Annotated in this window: 16 protein-coding genes; 10 read left to right on the top strand and 6 right to left on the bottom strand. The window is 47.9% G+C overall.

What is annotated here, in order from left to right; translation table 11 throughout:
* The first annotated feature begins 202 nt into the window (after positions 1 to 202).
* The 9 genes from GV64_RS15330 to rpoS all read left to right on the top strand — a co-directional run bounded on the left by GV64_RS15330 (position 203) and on the right by rpoS (position 7,948).
* Positions 203 to 475 (top strand): septum formation initiator family protein, encoded by a 273-nt coding sequence (locus GV64_RS15330; RefSeq protein WP_020584380.1) that lies wholly within the window; start codon positions 203 to 205, stop codon positions 473 to 475.
* A 296-nt stretch (positions 476 to 771) separates the two neighbouring features.
* Entirely contained in the window at positions 772 to 1,506 is a 735-nt protein-coding gene (ispD, locus tag GV64_RS15325) for a 2-C-methyl-D-erythritol 4-phosphate cytidylyltransferase (protein WP_020584381.1), read from the top strand.
* Positions 1,506 to 1,985 (top strand): 2-C-methyl-D-erythritol 2,4-cyclodiphosphate synthase, encoded by a 480-nt coding sequence (ispF, locus tag GV64_RS15320; RefSeq protein ID WP_020584382.1) that lies wholly within the window; start codon positions 1,506 to 1,508, stop codon positions 1,983 to 1,985. Before ispD ends, ispF begins: the two co-directional genes overlap by 1 nt.
* A gap of 133 nt (positions 1,986 to 2,118) precedes the next feature.
* The gene (truD, locus tag GV64_RS15315; protein ID WP_201772493.1) at positions 2,119 to 3,204 is read left to right on the top strand and encodes a tRNA pseudouridine(13) synthase TruD; all 1,086 of its coding nucleotides are present in this window, start codon (positions 2,119 to 2,121) and stop codon (positions 3,202 to 3,204) included.
* A gap of 65 nt (positions 3,205 to 3,269) precedes the next feature.
* Positions 3,270 to 4,019 (top strand): 5'/3'-nucleotidase SurE, encoded by a 750-nt coding sequence (gene surE, locus GV64_RS15310; protein WP_020584384.1) that lies wholly within the window; start codon positions 3,270 to 3,272, stop codon positions 4,017 to 4,019.
* The gene (locus GV64_RS15305) at positions 4,016 to 4,681 is read left to right on the top strand and encodes a protein-L-isoaspartate(D-aspartate) O-methyltransferase (RefSeq protein ID WP_020584385.1); all 666 of its coding nucleotides are present in this window, start codon (positions 4,016 to 4,018) and stop codon (positions 4,679 to 4,681) included. Before surE ends, GV64_RS15305 begins: the two co-directional genes overlap by 4 nt.
* Positions 4,682 to 4,957: 276 nt before the next feature.
* Positions 4,958 to 5,887 (top strand): DUF368 domain-containing protein, encoded by a 930-nt coding sequence (locus GV64_RS15300; protein ID WP_020584386.1) that lies wholly within the window; start codon positions 4,958 to 4,960, stop codon positions 5,885 to 5,887.
* A gap of 137 nt (positions 5,888 to 6,024) precedes the next feature.
* Positions 6,025 to 6,810 carry a peptidoglycan DD-metalloendopeptidase family protein gene (locus GV64_RS15295; RefSeq protein WP_152554079.1) on the top strand — a complete coding sequence of 262 codons (786 nt, stop codon included), beginning with the start codon at positions 6,025 to 6,027 and terminating at the stop codon, positions 6,808 to 6,810.
* 100 nt (positions 6,811 to 6,910) lie between these two features.
* The gene (gene rpoS, locus GV64_RS15290; RefSeq protein ID WP_020584388.1) at positions 6,911 to 7,948 is read left to right on the top strand and encodes an RNA polymerase sigma factor RpoS; all 1,038 of its coding nucleotides are present in this window, start codon (positions 6,911 to 6,913) and stop codon (positions 7,946 to 7,948) included.
* Between the two features lie 97 nt (positions 7,949 to 8,045).
* Here rpoS and fdxA read toward each other — a convergent pair whose 3' ends face one another.
* The 4 genes from fdxA to GV64_RS15270 form a co-directional block, all read right to left on the bottom strand.
* Positions 8,046 to 8,369 carry a ferredoxin FdxA gene (gene fdxA, locus GV64_RS15285; RefSeq protein ID WP_020584389.1) on the bottom strand — a complete coding sequence of 108 codons (324 nt, stop codon included), beginning with the start codon at positions 8,367 to 8,369 and terminating at the stop codon, positions 8,046 to 8,048.
* A 249-nt stretch (positions 8,370 to 8,618) separates the two neighbouring features.
* Entirely contained in the window at positions 8,619 to 11,213 is a 2,595-nt protein-coding gene (gene mutS / locus GV64_RS15280; protein ID WP_026258545.1) for a DNA mismatch repair protein MutS, read from the bottom strand.
* Positions 11,214 to 11,473: 260 nt separating this feature from the next.
* Positions 11,474 to 12,109: an SAM-dependent methyltransferase gene (locus GV64_RS15275; protein WP_020584391.1), complete on the bottom strand. Its 636-nt coding sequence runs from the start codon at positions 12,107 to 12,109 to the stop codon at positions 11,474 to 11,476.
* Positions 12,110 to 12,190: 81 nt separating this feature from the next.
* Complete coding sequence (locus GV64_RS15270) at positions 12,191 to 12,865, bottom strand: pyridoxamine 5'-phosphate oxidase family protein (RefSeq protein WP_020584392.1); 675 nt, start codon at positions 12,863 to 12,865, stop codon at positions 12,191 to 12,193.
* A gap of 103 nt (positions 12,866 to 12,968) precedes the next feature.
* On the opposite strand from GV64_RS15270, the gene pdxR reads away from it, so the two are divergent.
* On the top strand, positions 12,969 to 14,429 hold the full coding sequence (gene pdxR / locus GV64_RS15265) for a MocR-like pyridoxine biosynthesis transcription factor PdxR (RefSeq protein ID WP_020584393.1): 1,461 nt from the start codon (positions 12,969 to 12,971) through the stop codon (positions 14,427 to 14,429).
* Here pdxR and GV64_RS15260 read toward each other — a convergent pair.
* Together GV64_RS15260 and GV64_RS15255 are read right to left on the bottom strand one after the other, a co-directional pair.
* Positions 14,421 to 15,377, bottom strand: coding sequence for an alpha/beta hydrolase (locus GV64_RS15260; protein ID WP_033403608.1), 957 nt, complete (start codon positions 15,375 to 15,377; stop codon positions 14,421 to 14,423). The two genes, pdxR and GV64_RS15260, sit on opposite strands and share 9 nt — an antisense overlap.
* A gap of 70 nt (positions 15,378 to 15,447) precedes the next feature.
* Positions 15,448 to 15,957 carry a YqhA family protein gene (locus GV64_RS15255; protein ID WP_026258546.1) on the bottom strand — a complete coding sequence of 170 codons (510 nt, stop codon included), beginning with the start codon at positions 15,955 to 15,957 and terminating at the stop codon, positions 15,448 to 15,450.
* Between the last annotated feature and the right edge of the window lie 6 nt (positions 15,958 to 15,963).

Here is a 15,963-nt window from a genome sequence, read left to right as displayed (position 1 = left end):
ACCTCGTTTTTAATTCTTTATACTGTCGATGTACCCTTCTTGAAAGCGCAATGTTGTTGATAACTGATCATATGTTAAACCACAGGTACAACTGTTAAACTTCATCATTAAGTCCTAGGGCCTGTTTCAGCTTCAAAGCATCTCTTTATGAGGGTGTTGACCATACTGCTGGATAGTTACGGTTTTAAAAGCGGAACTGATTATGAAAAAACTGGCGATTGCACTTCTGACACTGATGCTGGTTTATCTTCAGGCCAGACTCTGGATTGGTGAAGGCAGTATGGCGGAATTGCTGACTCAAAAAGACAGTCTTGAGCGGTTCAGGCTGGAAAATGAACGTTTGTACCAGCGTAACCGCCTGCTGGCTAAAGAAGTGGTAGAGCTGCAGCAGGGGATGGAAACGGTTGAGGAAAGGGCGCGACAGGAATTGGGCATGATCCGGCGCGATGAAACGTTCTTTCTTACGTACGATTAGAGGGCCTGTTGATGTTTCGTTGCGAGGCTCAGTGGTTCAGAAAAACGTAATATGCGAGAAAGATTTGTGCAGCCCAAAGTATTCTACGTCAAGCAAGTCTGACAAAGCGGGTGGGGTTTTTCTGAACCACCTGTAGAGCGCCCCTATGACGTTGTTGTGGCATTTTGAAAGGCAACCAGCCTTCCTGCAATGCCACGCCTGATCACAGGCGCGGCATTATACGCTGAGCACGCAATGAAACGTCAACAGGCCCTAGCCCCTGTTTTGATTTTGCTGTCCAATAAAAGGGTGTCAGAGTGAGTAGCGCAGAAGCCATGAATAAGGTTCGTTACTGGGCGGTTGTTCCTGCTGCGGGTGTCGGGCGTCGAATGAATGTCGACATTCCAAAGCAGTATCTTGAAATTAAGGGAAAACCTCTGATTGAGCATACCCTTGGGCGACTGCTGGATTTCCCTCATCTGGAAAGAATAGTGGTAGTTCTGGATCGTGAGGATGAATATCACCAATCTATTGAGCTCATGCGAAACGCTCGAATACAACTTGCTGAAGGCGGTGATGAGCGTTATCACTCGGTTCTCAGTGGTTTGAGAGTATTGCTTGATATGGCTGACCCTAATGATTGGGTGCTGGTTCATGATGTGGCTCGTCCCTGTATTCGCCGCTCAGATCTGGACTGGCTGGTAAATCAGCTTCATGAGCACCCGGTTGGCGGTTTGCTGGGAAGCCCGGTCACTGACACCATTAAAAAAGCAGGGTCCGATGATGTTGTTTCAGAAACGGTGGATCGTCAGGGGCTCTGGCATGCAATGACGCCACAAATGTTCCGGCTGGGAATGCTTCATGATGCAATGGCAAAAGCGATAGCAGATAAAATGCCGGTGACCGATGAAGCCAGTGCCATCGAATATTCGGGTAAACAACCGGTTATGGTCGAAGGGCATGCGGATAATATCAAGGTAACCCGCGGAACTGACCTGGCTTTGGCTTCTCTATATATTGAACAGCAGTCGAAACTTATTGAGGTCTCTTGATGCGCATTGGTCATGGTTTTGATGTTCACCGTTTTGGCGAAGGGGATCATATTGTTCTTGGTGGGGTTAAGATACCTCACTCTCATGGTCTGATAGCCCATTCAGATGGTGATGTGCTTCTTCATGCGCTCTGTGATGCGCTACTGGGTGCAGCTGGGTTGGGAGATATTGGTAAGCACTTTCCTGATACTGATGAACGTTATGCTGGCATCGATAGCCGTAAGCTGCTTCGTCATGTGATTGCGTTGTTGAAAGAGCAAGGTCTTACTCCGGTTAATATTGACAGCACTATTATTGCCCAGGCTCCCAAGATGGCTCCCCATATTGATCAGATGCGACAGAATATCAGTGAGGATATGGGTATTGATGCCGCTCTGGTTAATGTAAAAGCAACCACTACGGAAAAACTGGGGTATACCGGCAGGAAAGAAGGTATTGCCGTACATGCGGTTGTCCTGCTCTCAGTAGAGACACCCTGAGTCCGGCTTTCTGGAGTCAGAACTCTTAAATCAGGGCAGATGGTTTTCCTGTGGATTTTCCAGTATGACCATTCAATAACCGCGTTAAACGCGGTATTGTTTATTGTTAATATTTTTAAGTTGAGTGCGCATCATGGATGCAGATGTACCGATGCCTGCCGATTATTCACTTGATTGGCATTATGCCCTGGGTGGACCTCTTGGCGATTGTCTTTTCAAATCCCGTCACGAAGATTTTCTTGTTGATGAGTTATTGCCGTTTGAGCCAGAAGGTGAGGGTGAACACCTTTTCCTGTTGATTGAGAAAAAGGGGGAGAATACCGACTGGGTTGCCGGTCTCCTGGCCAGATACGCTGGTGTTAAAAGGCAGTCGGTCAGCTATGCCGGGAGGAAGGATCGTCATGGTGTTACACGTCAATGGTTTTGTGTTTCCCTGCCTGGTATGGCCGATCCGAACTGGGCTGGACTGGAAAGCGATTCCATTCGGATTATTCGTCAGAAAAGACATCGGAAAAAGTTGAAAACCGGAGCACTGAAAGCCAATGATTTTTGTATCACCCTTCGGAATATTGATGTCGAACCTGCCCTGGTAGAAGCCCGATTGGAAAGGATTTCAAAGGAAGGTGTGCCTAACTATTTTGGTGAACAGCGCTTTGGTCATCAGGGTAGAAATGTTGAAAAGGCGGTTGCTATGCTGGCTGGAAAATTCCGGGTCCAACGTAACAAGCGATCGGTTTACCTTTCAGCAGCACGATCCTGGCTCTTTAATCGAGTACTGTCTGATAAGGTTCAACAGGGAGTATGGAATCAATATGTACCCGGTGATGTTCTGGGTTTTCCCGATAGTAAAAGTCTGATTTTTGATACCCCTGATGCAGATATCATGGCGCGTCTTGACAGAGGGGAGTTGAGTCCGACCTCTCCGCAGTGGGGAAGAGGGTTGCCCAAAGTGTCTGATCAGATGCTATCTCTGGAAAAAACAATAGTCGATGAATATTCTCAACTCTGTGATGGCCTTGAAAGAGCAGGCCTTCTGCAGGAGCGTAGAATAAATCGACTGATCCCTGAGCAGATGACGTGGTCCTGGGAAAATAGCCGGGAAGAGCGATCACTGGTATTAGGGTTCAGGCTACCAAAAGGTTGCTTTGCGACTTCTGTGCTGAGGGAGTTGCTGTCTTGCCATGAAGCGCGTCATGAAGGGCTCGAAGAAAGCGCGTAATGTTGATCATGTGATGAACATAAAGTAGCGCTTCGAATAATTCAGGATTAGGGAGTTTATGGACGATGACCATATTGCTATCCAATGATGATGGTGTCACAGCCAAAGGGTTGGCTCTTTCTTTCGAAACACTGAAGTCGCATGGTCAATGCTGGGTTGTGGCTCCGGATAACGATTGTTCAGGCCGAGGGCACTCTCTGACGCTGAGCCGTCCGCTACGTATGAAGGAGCATGATAATGGCTTTTTCAGCGTAGACGGTACCCCCGCTGATTGTGTCAATCTTGCTGCCAGTGGATTATTTGGCAGGCTTCCTGAGCGCGTTGTTTCCGGTATTAACAGTTGCGCGAATCTGGGGGATGATGTTCTCTATTCCGGAACGGTCGCAGCGGCCATGGAAGGGCGTATGCTGGCAAAAACAGCGATTGCGATTTCTTCCTGTGGCAGGGAAGATCGCAATCTTGAAATCAGTGCCAGAGTCCTTAACGATTTAATGTTGCGTCTGGATAACCTGAACCTGCCAGCAGGTACCATTCTTAATGTTAATGTGCCTGACTGTGATTATGATGACATCAGGGGAATGAAAGTTACTCGCCTGGGACACCGTGCCGGGTCCAAGCCTCCAGTTAAAATGACTGACCCCCGAGGCAATACAGTCTGGTGGATTGGTGGTGTTGGCAAACCACTGGTAGCTGAAGAGGGGACTGATTTTCATGCGGTATCATCCGGTTATGTTTCCATTACCCCGCTGCAGTACGATAAAACTGGCCATGCAACATTATCACTGGTGGAGGATTGGCTTGGAGCCTGTGTATGAGGGATTTTGAAATCGATGGTATCGGCATGACATCACGCCGAACCCGAGAGCGTCTGATCCAGCGTCTGGTGGATCAGGGTATCCAGTCGACAAAAGTACTGGACGCTATTCGTACCATTCCCCGACACCTTTTTCTCGATGAAGCTCTGGCTCACAGGGCTTATGAGGATACTGCTCTGCCTATTGGTCATAATCAAACACTTTCCCAGCCGTATATTGTTGCCAGAATGACCGAAGTACTTCTGGCACAGGGGGAGCTGAGTAAAGTGCTTGAGATTGGTACCGGCTCTGGGTATCAGACTGCAGTGCTTGCTTCCCTGATAGGGAAAGTATATTCCGTCGAGCGCATTAGGCCATTACAGGAAAAGGCAAGGCAGAGGCTTTCCAGACTGTCATTGAATAATGTGAGATTACGCCATACCGATGGTGGTATGGGGTGGCCCGAAGAAAGCCCATTTGATGGAATTATTGTGACTGCAGCCCCTGGTGATGTTCCCCAGGAGCTATTGAACCAATTATCTCCTGAAGGGGGGCGGCTGGTCATTCCTGTGGGTAGTGAAGTACAAAACCTGGTGCTGATTACCCGGAAGGGAGATGAATATCAGCGGAAGGTGCTTGAAGCGGTGCGTTTTGTACCATTGCTGACTGGTGTTATACGATAATACGTATAGGCGTTGTATCTTTACAACACGCTTTGGCTCCTTGCTTTGTATGGGAACGAGTCTGTTGACTGTATGGTTTTAGTGCTTTCCTGCACTCGTAGTTTTGAAAAGACATTCTCTTTTTTGTAGTAGTTTTGAAAAGACATTCTCTTTTTTGTAGAAGTGCTTTAATCCAATTTGTCAGCCTGGGATGGCTGGCTTTCGGGAGTTATACCAATCAAATGATCGATTGGTATAACTCCCGTTTTAATTAATCTCTGTTCGAAAGGTCAGAACATGTCGAAATTTTCTCCCTACTTTGCGCTTGTTGCCAAAGGAATGGCTATGGGGGCGGCTGATGTGGTACCGGGTGTATCTGGTGGTACCATTGCATTTATTACCGGTATTTATGATCGGTTGCTAAATGCATTGAAAAGTATAAATCCTTCGTTGTTCAAAGTGCTTGGTCAGCAAGGTGTTGGTGAAGTCTGGCGGAAAATAGATGGAACCTTTCTGGTATGTGTTTTTGGCGGGGTGTTGACCAGTATTTTGTCATTTGCCCATGCGATTACCTACTTTCTGGCAAACTATCCGGAAATGCTCTGGGCATTCTTTTTTGGTCTGATTCTGGTGTCCGGCCTGCATATGATTCGTCAGGTGCATCAATGGAATATTCCGGCAATGGTTTCGCTGCTGGTGGGTGTTGTGATTGCCTATGCAGTGGGTATATTGACGCCAACCAGTCTTGAACCAGAGCCGGTAACACTTTTTTTTGCCGGTGCAATTGCTATTTGTGCGATGATTTTGCCAGGTATTTCGGGTAGCTTTATTCTACTGATGATGGGGCTCTATGGTCCGGTCATTGATGCCGTCAAAAGTTTGAATTTCAGTGTGCTGATCATTTTTGGTCTGGGTTGTATTGGCGGCTTACTGAGTTTTTCGCATGTATTGTCCTGGCTGCTGAAAAAGCACCGGGATCTGGCTATTTCGCTTCTGACCGGCTTGATGCTTGGGGCATTGGGTAAAGTCTGGCCCTGGAAAGAAACACTGGAAAGTCGAGTCAATAGCTCGGGAGAGCTGGTTCCTCTGATTCAGGCCAATGTTTCTCCAATGAACTATGAGATGATTACCGGGGAGCCTTCTTATCTGGTTGAATCAATTGGGCTCATGATTTTTGCCATTGCTTTGGTCGCGATGATTGAATGGCTGGGTAGTAAAAAACACTAATGTGAGCCGTTATTGTAGGCGAAATAACTAATTTAGGTATAATATTTTCAATCAATAATTTTTATTTATATTCTTTTTTAGAATATTGTATTTTGGTGGTCATTAGGGCTTGCGGAGTTGATAAAGTGTTGGATTTCATGAAAATCGCTCGAATTAATATGAGTGATTGCTCAAAAAAAATGCTTTTTCTGATGACCTGCCTGCTGATAGCCAGTTGTAGTCATGACCCGGCCCGTGTAGCGGTAACTGACCTGAGGTCTCCACCAAGAGTGACGTCAGGTCAGCATATTGTGCAAAAAGGTGAAACTCTTTACTCAATAGCCTGGCTCTATAGCAGGGATTTCAGAGAGTTGTCAGATAACAATAATATTCGTCATCCTTATACCATTTATCCTGGTCAGAAAATCAGTTTATCCGTTCGTCGGCCAATTGTTGTCAGCTCATCAAAGGCTGTAGTGACAACGCCCAAGAAAGTATCTCCGAAAAACAATAAGCCGGTCAAAAAATATACAGCCAATAGTTCGGCGAAAAAAACGTCCACTTTCACAGGAAGTGGCTGGAAATGGCCTGCCAATGGCAAAATTATTTCCTCTTATTCGCTCAAAATGCCTGTTAACAAGGGGATTGATATTGGTGGCAAATTAGGAGAGCCTGTAAAGGCAGCAGCCAATGGTGAGGTGGTGTACGCAGGGAGCGACCTGTCTGGCTATGGCAGGCTGATCATTTTGAAACATAATAGTAGCTATCTGAGCGCTTATGCGCACAACAAGGATCTATTCGTGAATGAGGGAGACTCAGTTAAAGCGGGCCAGAAGATAGCCGAAATAGGTTCTACAGGAACGACGGAGCCTAAGCTGCACTTCGAAATTCGGCGTGATGGTAAACCGGTCGACCCGATGGGGTACCTGCCAGGGCGCCGATGACGAAAGTCAGTGGCTGTTGTAGTAGAGGGATCTCACGGGTGTTGAAGCAACCTGGAGTTGCTCAACATAGAGTGGGACTTTCCGGATAGGACTAACTCTTATGGCATCGAAGAGGGATGACGCAGAGCTAAGCAGTTATGCTGACGATGTAATCCAAGGACAGGATGAATTGAGCCCGGATGGTAATGCCGGTGACCTCAGTGAAGCGATTGATGAAAATGATCCAGGTATCGAGCGGCCGCAGCCTACTGCTGTGTCACCGGTCAATGCAACGGGTCGTCGTAAAGAAGATGATGGCTTCTACAAGTCCATTGATGCAACTCAGTTGTATCTCAATGAAATAGGTTTTTCTCCCCTTCTTACGCCTGAGGAGGAAGTTCACTATGCACGGCTCGCCCGAAAAGGGGTAGAAGCAGGCCGGCGGCGTATGATTGAAAGTAATCTGCGTTTAGTAGTGAAAATTTCCAGGCGATATGTCAATCGTGGTCTGACGCTTCTGGACTTGATTGAAGAAGGTAACCTTGGTTTGATTCGAGCAGTTGAGAAATTTGACCCTGAAAGAGGGTTTCGTTTTTCAACCTACGCGACTTGGTGGATACGACAGACTATTGAACGGGCGATCATGAATCAGACTCGAACGATCCGTCTGCCTATCCACGTAGTTAAGGAACTGAATGTCTACCTCAGGGCAGCCAGGGAATTAACTCAGAAGCTGGATCACGATCCCAGTCCGGAGGAAATCGCCCAGCTGCTGGACAAGCCGGTCGCTGATGTTAAGCGAATGCTTGGCCTCAATGAACGAGTGACTTCGGTTGACACTCCCTTAGGGCCTGACTCTGATAAGTCGATTCTGGATACGATCTCAGATGAGAAAGGTGCCGATCCAGCAGAGCTGTTACAGGATCTTGATTTGAATGACAGCCTTGACCGCTGGTTGGGCGAGTTGTCTGAAAAGCAGAGAGAGGTTGTTGCACGGCGCTTTGGTCTTAGAGGCTATGAAACCAGCACCCTGGAGGAAGTAGGTAAAGAAATTGGTCTGACCCGGGAACGTGTAAGGCAAATTCAGGTTGAAGCTCTGAAAAGACTTCGTTCCATTCTTGAAAAACAGGGGTTATCTGGAGAGTCGTTATTTAATTGACTCTTGGGTAGGATGTCCGGGATACATTACATCCCTGTAAATAAAAAAGGCCGTGAGCTAAAAACTCATGGCCTTTTTGTTGGTAATATATTTAAACTCAGCGTTCCAGCTGGTCCAGCTTGCCTTTAACACCGTCCCACTCTGTAGCATCGGGGAGAGGATCTTTCTTCTCGGTAATGTTTTCCCATACATCAGCAAGAACAGCATTCAGTTCAATAAACTCCTGCTGATCTTCGGGAACCTCATCTTCGGAAAAAATAGCGTTTGCCGGACACTCTGGCTCACAAAGAGCACAGTCAATACATTCATCCGGGTGAATTACCAGGAAGTTTGGTCCTTCATAGAAGCAGTCCACAGGACAGACTTCCACGCAATCGGTGTATTTGCACTTGATGCAGTTTTCACCCACTACGAAAGTCATGGTGGTTAAACTCCATTTGATCTGAATAAGAAAAAGTACTGCCCGGGTTTGCTTTTATGTCCGTGGGATCTGTCTATAAGAACAGCCCCTCTCACGGAAGCATTTCATAATGAGACCTGAAACATTACGATGGCAATACAAAAAGTCCGCGCAAGTTTAACAGAGTTGTAAACCCACTGGATAGCCGGGATTACCATAACCTTATACCCTGAGTGATCAGTATATGGCTCAGGGTATAAGAAAATAGCATTACCGACCCAAGTCCTTGAGAGTATAAAGCAGATCCAGAGCCTGACGAGGCGTCAGGTTATCCAGGTTAGTCTTATCCAGAACCTCAATGGCTGGATGGGGCTCAGGGCTGGAAAACAGATCAGCCTGAGGTGTGACAGCTGCCTGTCTCGATGTTTTGGCAGCAGGCCTGGTCATCGGTTGTGGCGTTGCTTCATGTTGTTCCAGCAGTGACAGCTTTTGTCGGGCCTGATTGATCACATGTCGTGGTACACCCGCCAGCTGTGCCACCTGCAGACCGTAACTCTGGTTGGCTGGACCTTCCTGAACGGCATGAAGAAAGACTATGCGATCATCATGCTCTGTTGCATTCAGATGAACGTTTACGACGGTATTGCATTCTTCGGGCAGCTGGGTCAGCTCAAAATAGTGCGTGGCAAACAGGGTGAATGCTCGTACTGAATCCGCCAGGTATTGAGCGCAGGCCCAGGCCAGTGAAAGTCCGTCAAATGTGCTCGTACCGCGGCCAATTTCATCCATCAGCACCAGGCTCTGCTCGGTAGCATTATGAAGAATGTTGGCTGTCTCGGTCATCTCCACCATAAAGGTTGAGCGCCCGCCTGCCAGATCATCGGAAGAACCGATGCGGGTAAAAATCCGGTCTACCAGGCCAATTCTTGCCTGAGAAGCCGGGACAAAGCTACCAATATGAGCCAGCAGTACAATTAACGCCGTCTGTCGCATATAGGTCGATTTACCACCCATATTGGGCCCGGTGATAATCAACATGCGGCGCTGAACATTGAAGGTCACATTGTTCGCTACAAACGGCTCATCGAGGACCTGCTCGACCACGGGATGACGACCTTCGGTAATCTCGATGCCGGGGCTTTGCAGAATTTCAGGGCGGCAGAAGTTCAGAGTTTCAGCCCGTTCAGCCAGGTTGCTGAGTACATCCAGCTCAGACAACGCCATGGCGCACTCCTGAAGCGGCCCTAATTGTTCAACCAGCTTGTCCAGGAGCTCATCGTATAGGACTTTTTCACGTGCCAGTGCACGGCTTTTGCTGGATAGCGCCTTGTCTTCAAATTCTTTCAGTTCCGGGGTGATAAAGCGTTCAGTATTTTTCAGGGTCTGACGACGAATATAGTCTACTGGGGCATCGTCGGATTCACGGCGGCTCAACTCGATGTAGTAACCGTGTACGCGGTTATATCCGACTTTCAGGCTGGACAGGCCAGTACGTTCACGCTCCCGTAATTCCATCTGAACCAGATAGTCGCCAGCATTTTCACTGATGGAACGAAGCTCATCCAGCTCGGCATCATAACCTTCGCCGATCACACCACCATCACGGATTACGACAGGTGGGTTCTCGATGATGGCCCGGGTCAATAATGCTTCGAGCTCAGGGTGTTCACTGATACCTTCTGCCAGTTGATGAACAGTCTGGCTGTCAATCGTCGTAAGCTGCTGCTGAAGCTCTGGCAGTTGTTGCAGAGCGTCCCTTAACCGTGCCAGGTCCCGTGGTCGGGCAGACTTCAGGGCAACCCTGGCAAGAATACGTTCAATATCGCCAATATTTTTGAGAATGGGGTAGAGGGATTCAAAATGAAATCCCTCTTTCAGGGCTGTGATTGCTGACTGACGAGCCTGCAATTTCTCAATATTGCGCAGGGGGCGATTGATCCAGCGTCCGAGCAGACGGCTGCCCATGGCGGTAGCGGTACGATCCAGTACCGCAGCTACTGTATGCTCCCTGCCACCATTCATATTGGTGGTTAGCTCCAGGTTTTTCCGGCTGGCTGCATCCAGAACCACACTCTCTTCCCGGTTTTCTTGAGCCAGGGACCGAATATGGGGCAGAGCAGTGCGTTGGGTTTCCCGAGCATACTGCAGAAGACAGCCGGCAGCCTCAATTGCCAGTGTTAAATGACTGCAGCCAAAACCATCAAGGCTCTGGGTCTGAAACTGTCGGGTCAGTTGTTCAACAGCACTCTCATGTTCAAAATCCCAGGGAGGTCGCTTGCTGGTGCCTGGTCGGCGCAGTAACGCTTCTGGCCAGCTACGGTCATCATTCAACAGTACCTCTGCAGGGCTCAAACGCTCGACCTCGGAAAGCAGTGCTTCTTCACTGGTGAGTTCGAGCACATTAAATCGACCACTGCTGATATCCAGAAAAGCCAGACCATACTGGTTTTCACGCTGGTTTACTGACATGAGCAAATTATCCTGACGCTCATCCAGTAACGCTTCGTCACTCACAGTGCCAGGTGTAAGAACCCTGACCACTTTCCGTTCCACCGGTCCTTTGCTGGTGGCGGGGTCGCCAATCTGTTCGGCAATAGCAACTGATTGACGCAGGCGAATCAGCTTGGCCAGGTAACCTTCTGCTGCATGGTAGGGAATACCTGCCATGGGAATTGGTTCGCCCCCGGACTGCCCCCGTTTGGTCAGAGTGATGTCCAGAAGCTGTGACGCCTTTTTGGCATCATCATAAAACAGCTCGTAAAAATCGCCCATACGATAAAACACCAGCTGATCCCGGTGTTCTTGTTTGATGCGCAGATACTGCTGCATCATCGGCGTATGATTAGAAAGGTCAGTATTGGTCATTGAGCAAAAACGATTGTCCGTCTGGTCAAAAGCTGCAACGAGCTTTATTGATTGCAGCTTCAGTAATAAATAGTAAATCGAAATAAGTGAAATATATTTGCGCAATATAGTATCAGCCGATCAGGCTGAATGTCTTCCTGCCAAAGACAGAGCTTAGCGTAAAGAGAACATCTCAACAGCCCCAAAACTCTGTTGGCAGAGTCATGAATGGCTGTGTTGGGGGGACATTAAGTCAAAACGATAAGTTTTCTTTTTCTCCTTTATTTCATCGTGTTGTGTTGTTCTAAATCCGTAGCGGCTAGCAAGATGCGCCACGTACCATCATGGTTTTGATGAATGCTGACCAGGACGCAGGCTCGATAATCCTCTATTTCTGAAAAAATTCCATCAATAATTTTGTTTGCTGTATGCGAGCCAATTCCAGCAAGAATGATAAGCTCATCTTTATGGTTGTTTATTTTCACTTGAAGTGCATCTATGCAAGTAACAGTCATGTTGTGGGGGAGCGGAAATGATTGAAGCTTTGTAATGACATGTTGCGAACGGTCAATACAGTGTACTTCTCTGGATGTATCTTTCATTGCCAGGGTGATGCCCGCTTTACCATGGTCACAGCAGATATCCCAGATGGTTTTAAAACCAGAAGCCAGCTGAATAAGTGTGTTTAATCGACGGGACAGTTTTGGAATAGCAAGTGGTGGTGCCAAGGCGCAGACGGAATAATCTGCAATGTGTTTAGTGTGCCTTTCTTTTTCTCCAGAGCTGCCTGCAATATGACAGATGCTTTTGTCATAGAAAGCAACTGATTGTATGGGGCTGGTTGCACAATGATCACTGATGATATCTGGTCTCGTCTGAGAAGTGCTCCCTGTCTGATGTGTTGTTGCCTCTAACATAGCGTTTCTGGCTGTAAAGTTAATTCGACAGATAACGGACTGTCTCAGAGGCGGATAGTTCAACTTTCCATTTGTTTATATTCACTCCCGATGAAATGGACAGCCACCTTTGGCGGGTTGCCTGGAAGCATGACTCCCATCCGGAGAAATGATTGGCAATATACCGTTCCACACTGGCAGTGCCAGATCGTTCTCTTCTTCGTTGGGTCCACCTCTGCGGCTTTTATAAGACGCTTCGTGAATGGTCAGTTTCAGCAATGCTGTGGCTTTACGCTCCTTGTTACTAGGGGGACGAATCTGACTCCACCGTCCGGGTTCGATATCCTCAATGATGCTTTTGAAGGCGTGATCAAATTCTTCGGTGGATTCCACCCGGCTGCCACTGCAGAAAAGCACCGCAGATCGGTAATTGACTCCGGTATGGTAGGCCGACTTGGAGAGCACCCACTCACTGGCCTCGGCAAACGAAATGCATATTTCACTGCCGGCGGAAATCAGCTTATCAAGCCGGGATTTATTCAGGGTATGGAAGTAGAGGTACTCATCTACCCGCCAGAAGGTCATGGGAATGACGACCGGACACTGGCTCTCTGGATCATGGAAAGCCATATGGCCAAGCTTTAAATCATCGATAAGCTGAAATACATCGGCCTTATTATAGGAGGCGCGTTTGCTGCCACGGCGTACGGTTGAGCGTGGACTACTGGTAAACTGGCTGTCTATTTCTTCATGCTCGTATTGAGAGTATTGGCTCATGTCCCATTTCCTTTGCTGATTCCCATCTACTCAGTTCAGCTAAAGTATCGTAAGCTATTGGTGCTCTTATAAGGTCCAATTTATAAAAATTCAGGGTGCCAATTTGGATTTGCGAAATATCCATCTCCAGCAGAAAAAACAGCACAGCCATGGCTTGTCATTAACCCAGCAGCTTTTTCTGACCCTGCGGGAGAAAATTCTTTCTCAGCAGCTATTAGTCGGCAGTCGCTTACCTGCATCGCGTATCCTGGCGAAAGACCTGGGGGTTAGCCGAAATACGGTAAACAGTGTCTATGAGCAGCTGCGTGCGGAGGGGTATGTCAACAGTCGTGAAGGCAGTGGTTTTTACATCAGCGAGCAATTGCCCCAGTTTGATCGTTCCCCCCATATTGCTAAGGGAAAGCCTGTTCAGGATTGGCCCCCACTGTCGGACTATGGCCATCAGTTGCTCAAGCGCTCTGGAGGGCATGGTTCAAAGCCAAAAGACATTGCGAATTTACCCTTCTCTGTAGGTTTGCCGGATTTTCAGGCATTCCCCATCAAAATCTGGCAACAGCTAATACGACGCCACAGTGATCGACCGGTTCTGATGGGCTATCACAGCTATCAGGGGTACGCACCGCTTCGAAATGCGCTGGCAGACTACCTCAATGTCAGTCGTGGACTGAAATGCCGGCCAGAGCAGATTGTGATTACCCAGGGGGCTCAGCAAGGGCTGGCGCTGTGCGCACAGTTGCTGATGAACCCTGGTGATACGGCGCTGGTGGAAGAACCCGGCTACTCAGGAGCGCGCAAAGCCCTGATTTCAAACGGTATCAATCTTCAAGCGGTCACTCATGGTGATAATGGCATTAATATTGGTGCATTGTCCGAAGGTGAGTACCGGCTTCTCTGCTGTACGCCGACCCATCAATACCCGATGGGGGGGATTCTGACGGCCAGTGAGCGCCTACAACTGCTGCAATGGGCCGAAAGAAACCGTTGCTGGATTGTAGAAGACGACTACGACAGTGAGTTTCATTACTACAGTCAGCCGATTGCGGCGATGGCTGGAATGGCTGAGCGTACACCGGTGATTTATATGGGCAGTTTCAGTAAGACGCTTCTGCCAGGGTTGCGTCTTGGTTACCTGGTGGTTCCTGAGCACCTGGTTGGTGTGTTTGTTGAGGCTAAAGCCTTCAGCGGGGGAGAAACGCCGCTGTTAACCCAGGCCGTCGTGGCGGACTTTATTGAGGAAGGGCATTTTTACCGTCATCTCCGCCGAAGCAGAAAACTCTATCAGCAGAAGTGGGAGCATATGCAGCGTTTGTGTGAAAAGCACCTTGCCGGGATAATGACCCCGGTGGCACAAAGTGCCGGTATGCACCTGGCGCTGGTGTTTAACCATCAACAGGTTGATGATCGTAAAGTCTGCCAGGAGTTTGCCATGAAAGGTTTTGGTGGCAGTCCACTTAGTAGCTATTACCACTCATCTCGATCACAAAAAGGGTTGGTGCTGGGCTTTGCTAACACTTCTGAAGGCGAACGGGTTAAAGGTATTAAAACGCTGAGCCAGTTACTGTAGTGTATTAACCCGATTGATAAAGCCAGTAATCACTGTGACCAGCTCAGTGTTTACTGGTAAAGAAGGGTGGTTGTAAGTTTCAAGATTAACACTGGCTTCAATTGCTGAATCTTTCAGTACATGATTCATGCCCTGGATAATGATGCTCTCAGCATCAGGTTGTGCTTTTAAAAGAAACCCGGCATCTTCAATACTTACCTGTAAGTCCGTTGATCCTTGGAGAATTAAAACCGGTACCTTGAGTCTGGCAATTTCGATCGCAGGGTCATACTTAAACCAGGACATCATATAGGGCTGGACGCTTGGCCGGAAAATTGGTGCGAGTACCGGATCTACCTGGGCAACAGTTTTACCGGCTTTCAACGAGCTGATGATTGCCAGCGATGGGGTCAGAATATGATTAGGCTGTGACTTCAGTTGTTGCTTTAACAAAAGGTCTGCGGGTTGTCCGACACCGGCAAGCGAAATAAATGCATCGGCAGGCTGCTGTTGCAGGGCTAACATGCCAACCAGTGAGCCTTCGCTATGTCCAATCACAGTTACATGACCAAAACCGTTATCTTTTTTGAGTTTTTTGAGCCACTGTGCGGCATCGACCACATAATGCTCAAAACGCAGCTCCTCCTCGTAAGTGGCAGCTCTGGCACTGTGGGCAACTCCCCGTTTGTCATACCTGAGAGAGGCTATCCCATTCAGTGCCAGCTTATCAGCCAGAAGTTTCAGAGAGTTATTGACCATCAACGGGTTATTGCCATTGCGGTCTGTCGGGCCAGAGCCTGAAATCAGCAATACCACAGGTATCTTTTTTTGTGACATGTCAGGTATCAGAAGAGACCCTTCAAGAATCCCTGAACCGGTATCCAGAAGCTGAATGGTTTCTGTCGGACTGGCAAATAGATTAAGCGTGACCAGCAGAAGAGAGAGTAGAGAGAGTAAAGGTTTTCCCATTAGCTGCCGTTTGATGACATACAAAAGGCGCAGAGTAATTAAAAGACCCTGAAATCACAATGCCTGGGGGTTATTCTTCGCCTTCCGCCAGATTAAGAAACTTTAACCCAAGGCTTAACAGTAAAATAGCGATAGGTAGGGTGAGTATTTGCCAATTCAGATTGTCGATATTCATCAGCACAATCTCAAGAAACTTCACAAACAGAATAATCACGATCACCTCGGCCAGGACATTCTTCAAGTGGCCAATATTGGGTGTTTTGATCCAGGCAAGTACACTGGTACTGTCGTCGTTTGCTGGTTTCTTGTTGGAAATAAACAGTGTGAACACGCCATGGGCGAAAATAAAAAGCACAAAGGCAATTAGAAAGGTATCGAGAGATTTGATCAGATAAGATGTAGCAATATCAGCAGTATCCAGATGAGCAAGACTTTTGTGGGGAACCTTGCCCAGGAAAACTACCGCAAAAGCGGCATACGTTTTTGTTGCTCCCACAACAAACAGTAAAAAAGAGCCCAGAGTCGAGCAGATAATGGCAATCCACCCAATATGGCGAAAAATATTGAAGGTCTTCTTCATGGCAAA

It is taken from the genome of Endozoicomonas elysicola, from assembly GCF_000710775.1.
Classification (GTDB): Bacteria; Pseudomonadota; Gammaproteobacteria; order Pseudomonadales; family Endozoicomonadaceae; genus Endozoicomonas; species Endozoicomonas elysicola.
This window is presented reverse-complemented; position numbering and strand designations above follow the sequence as displayed.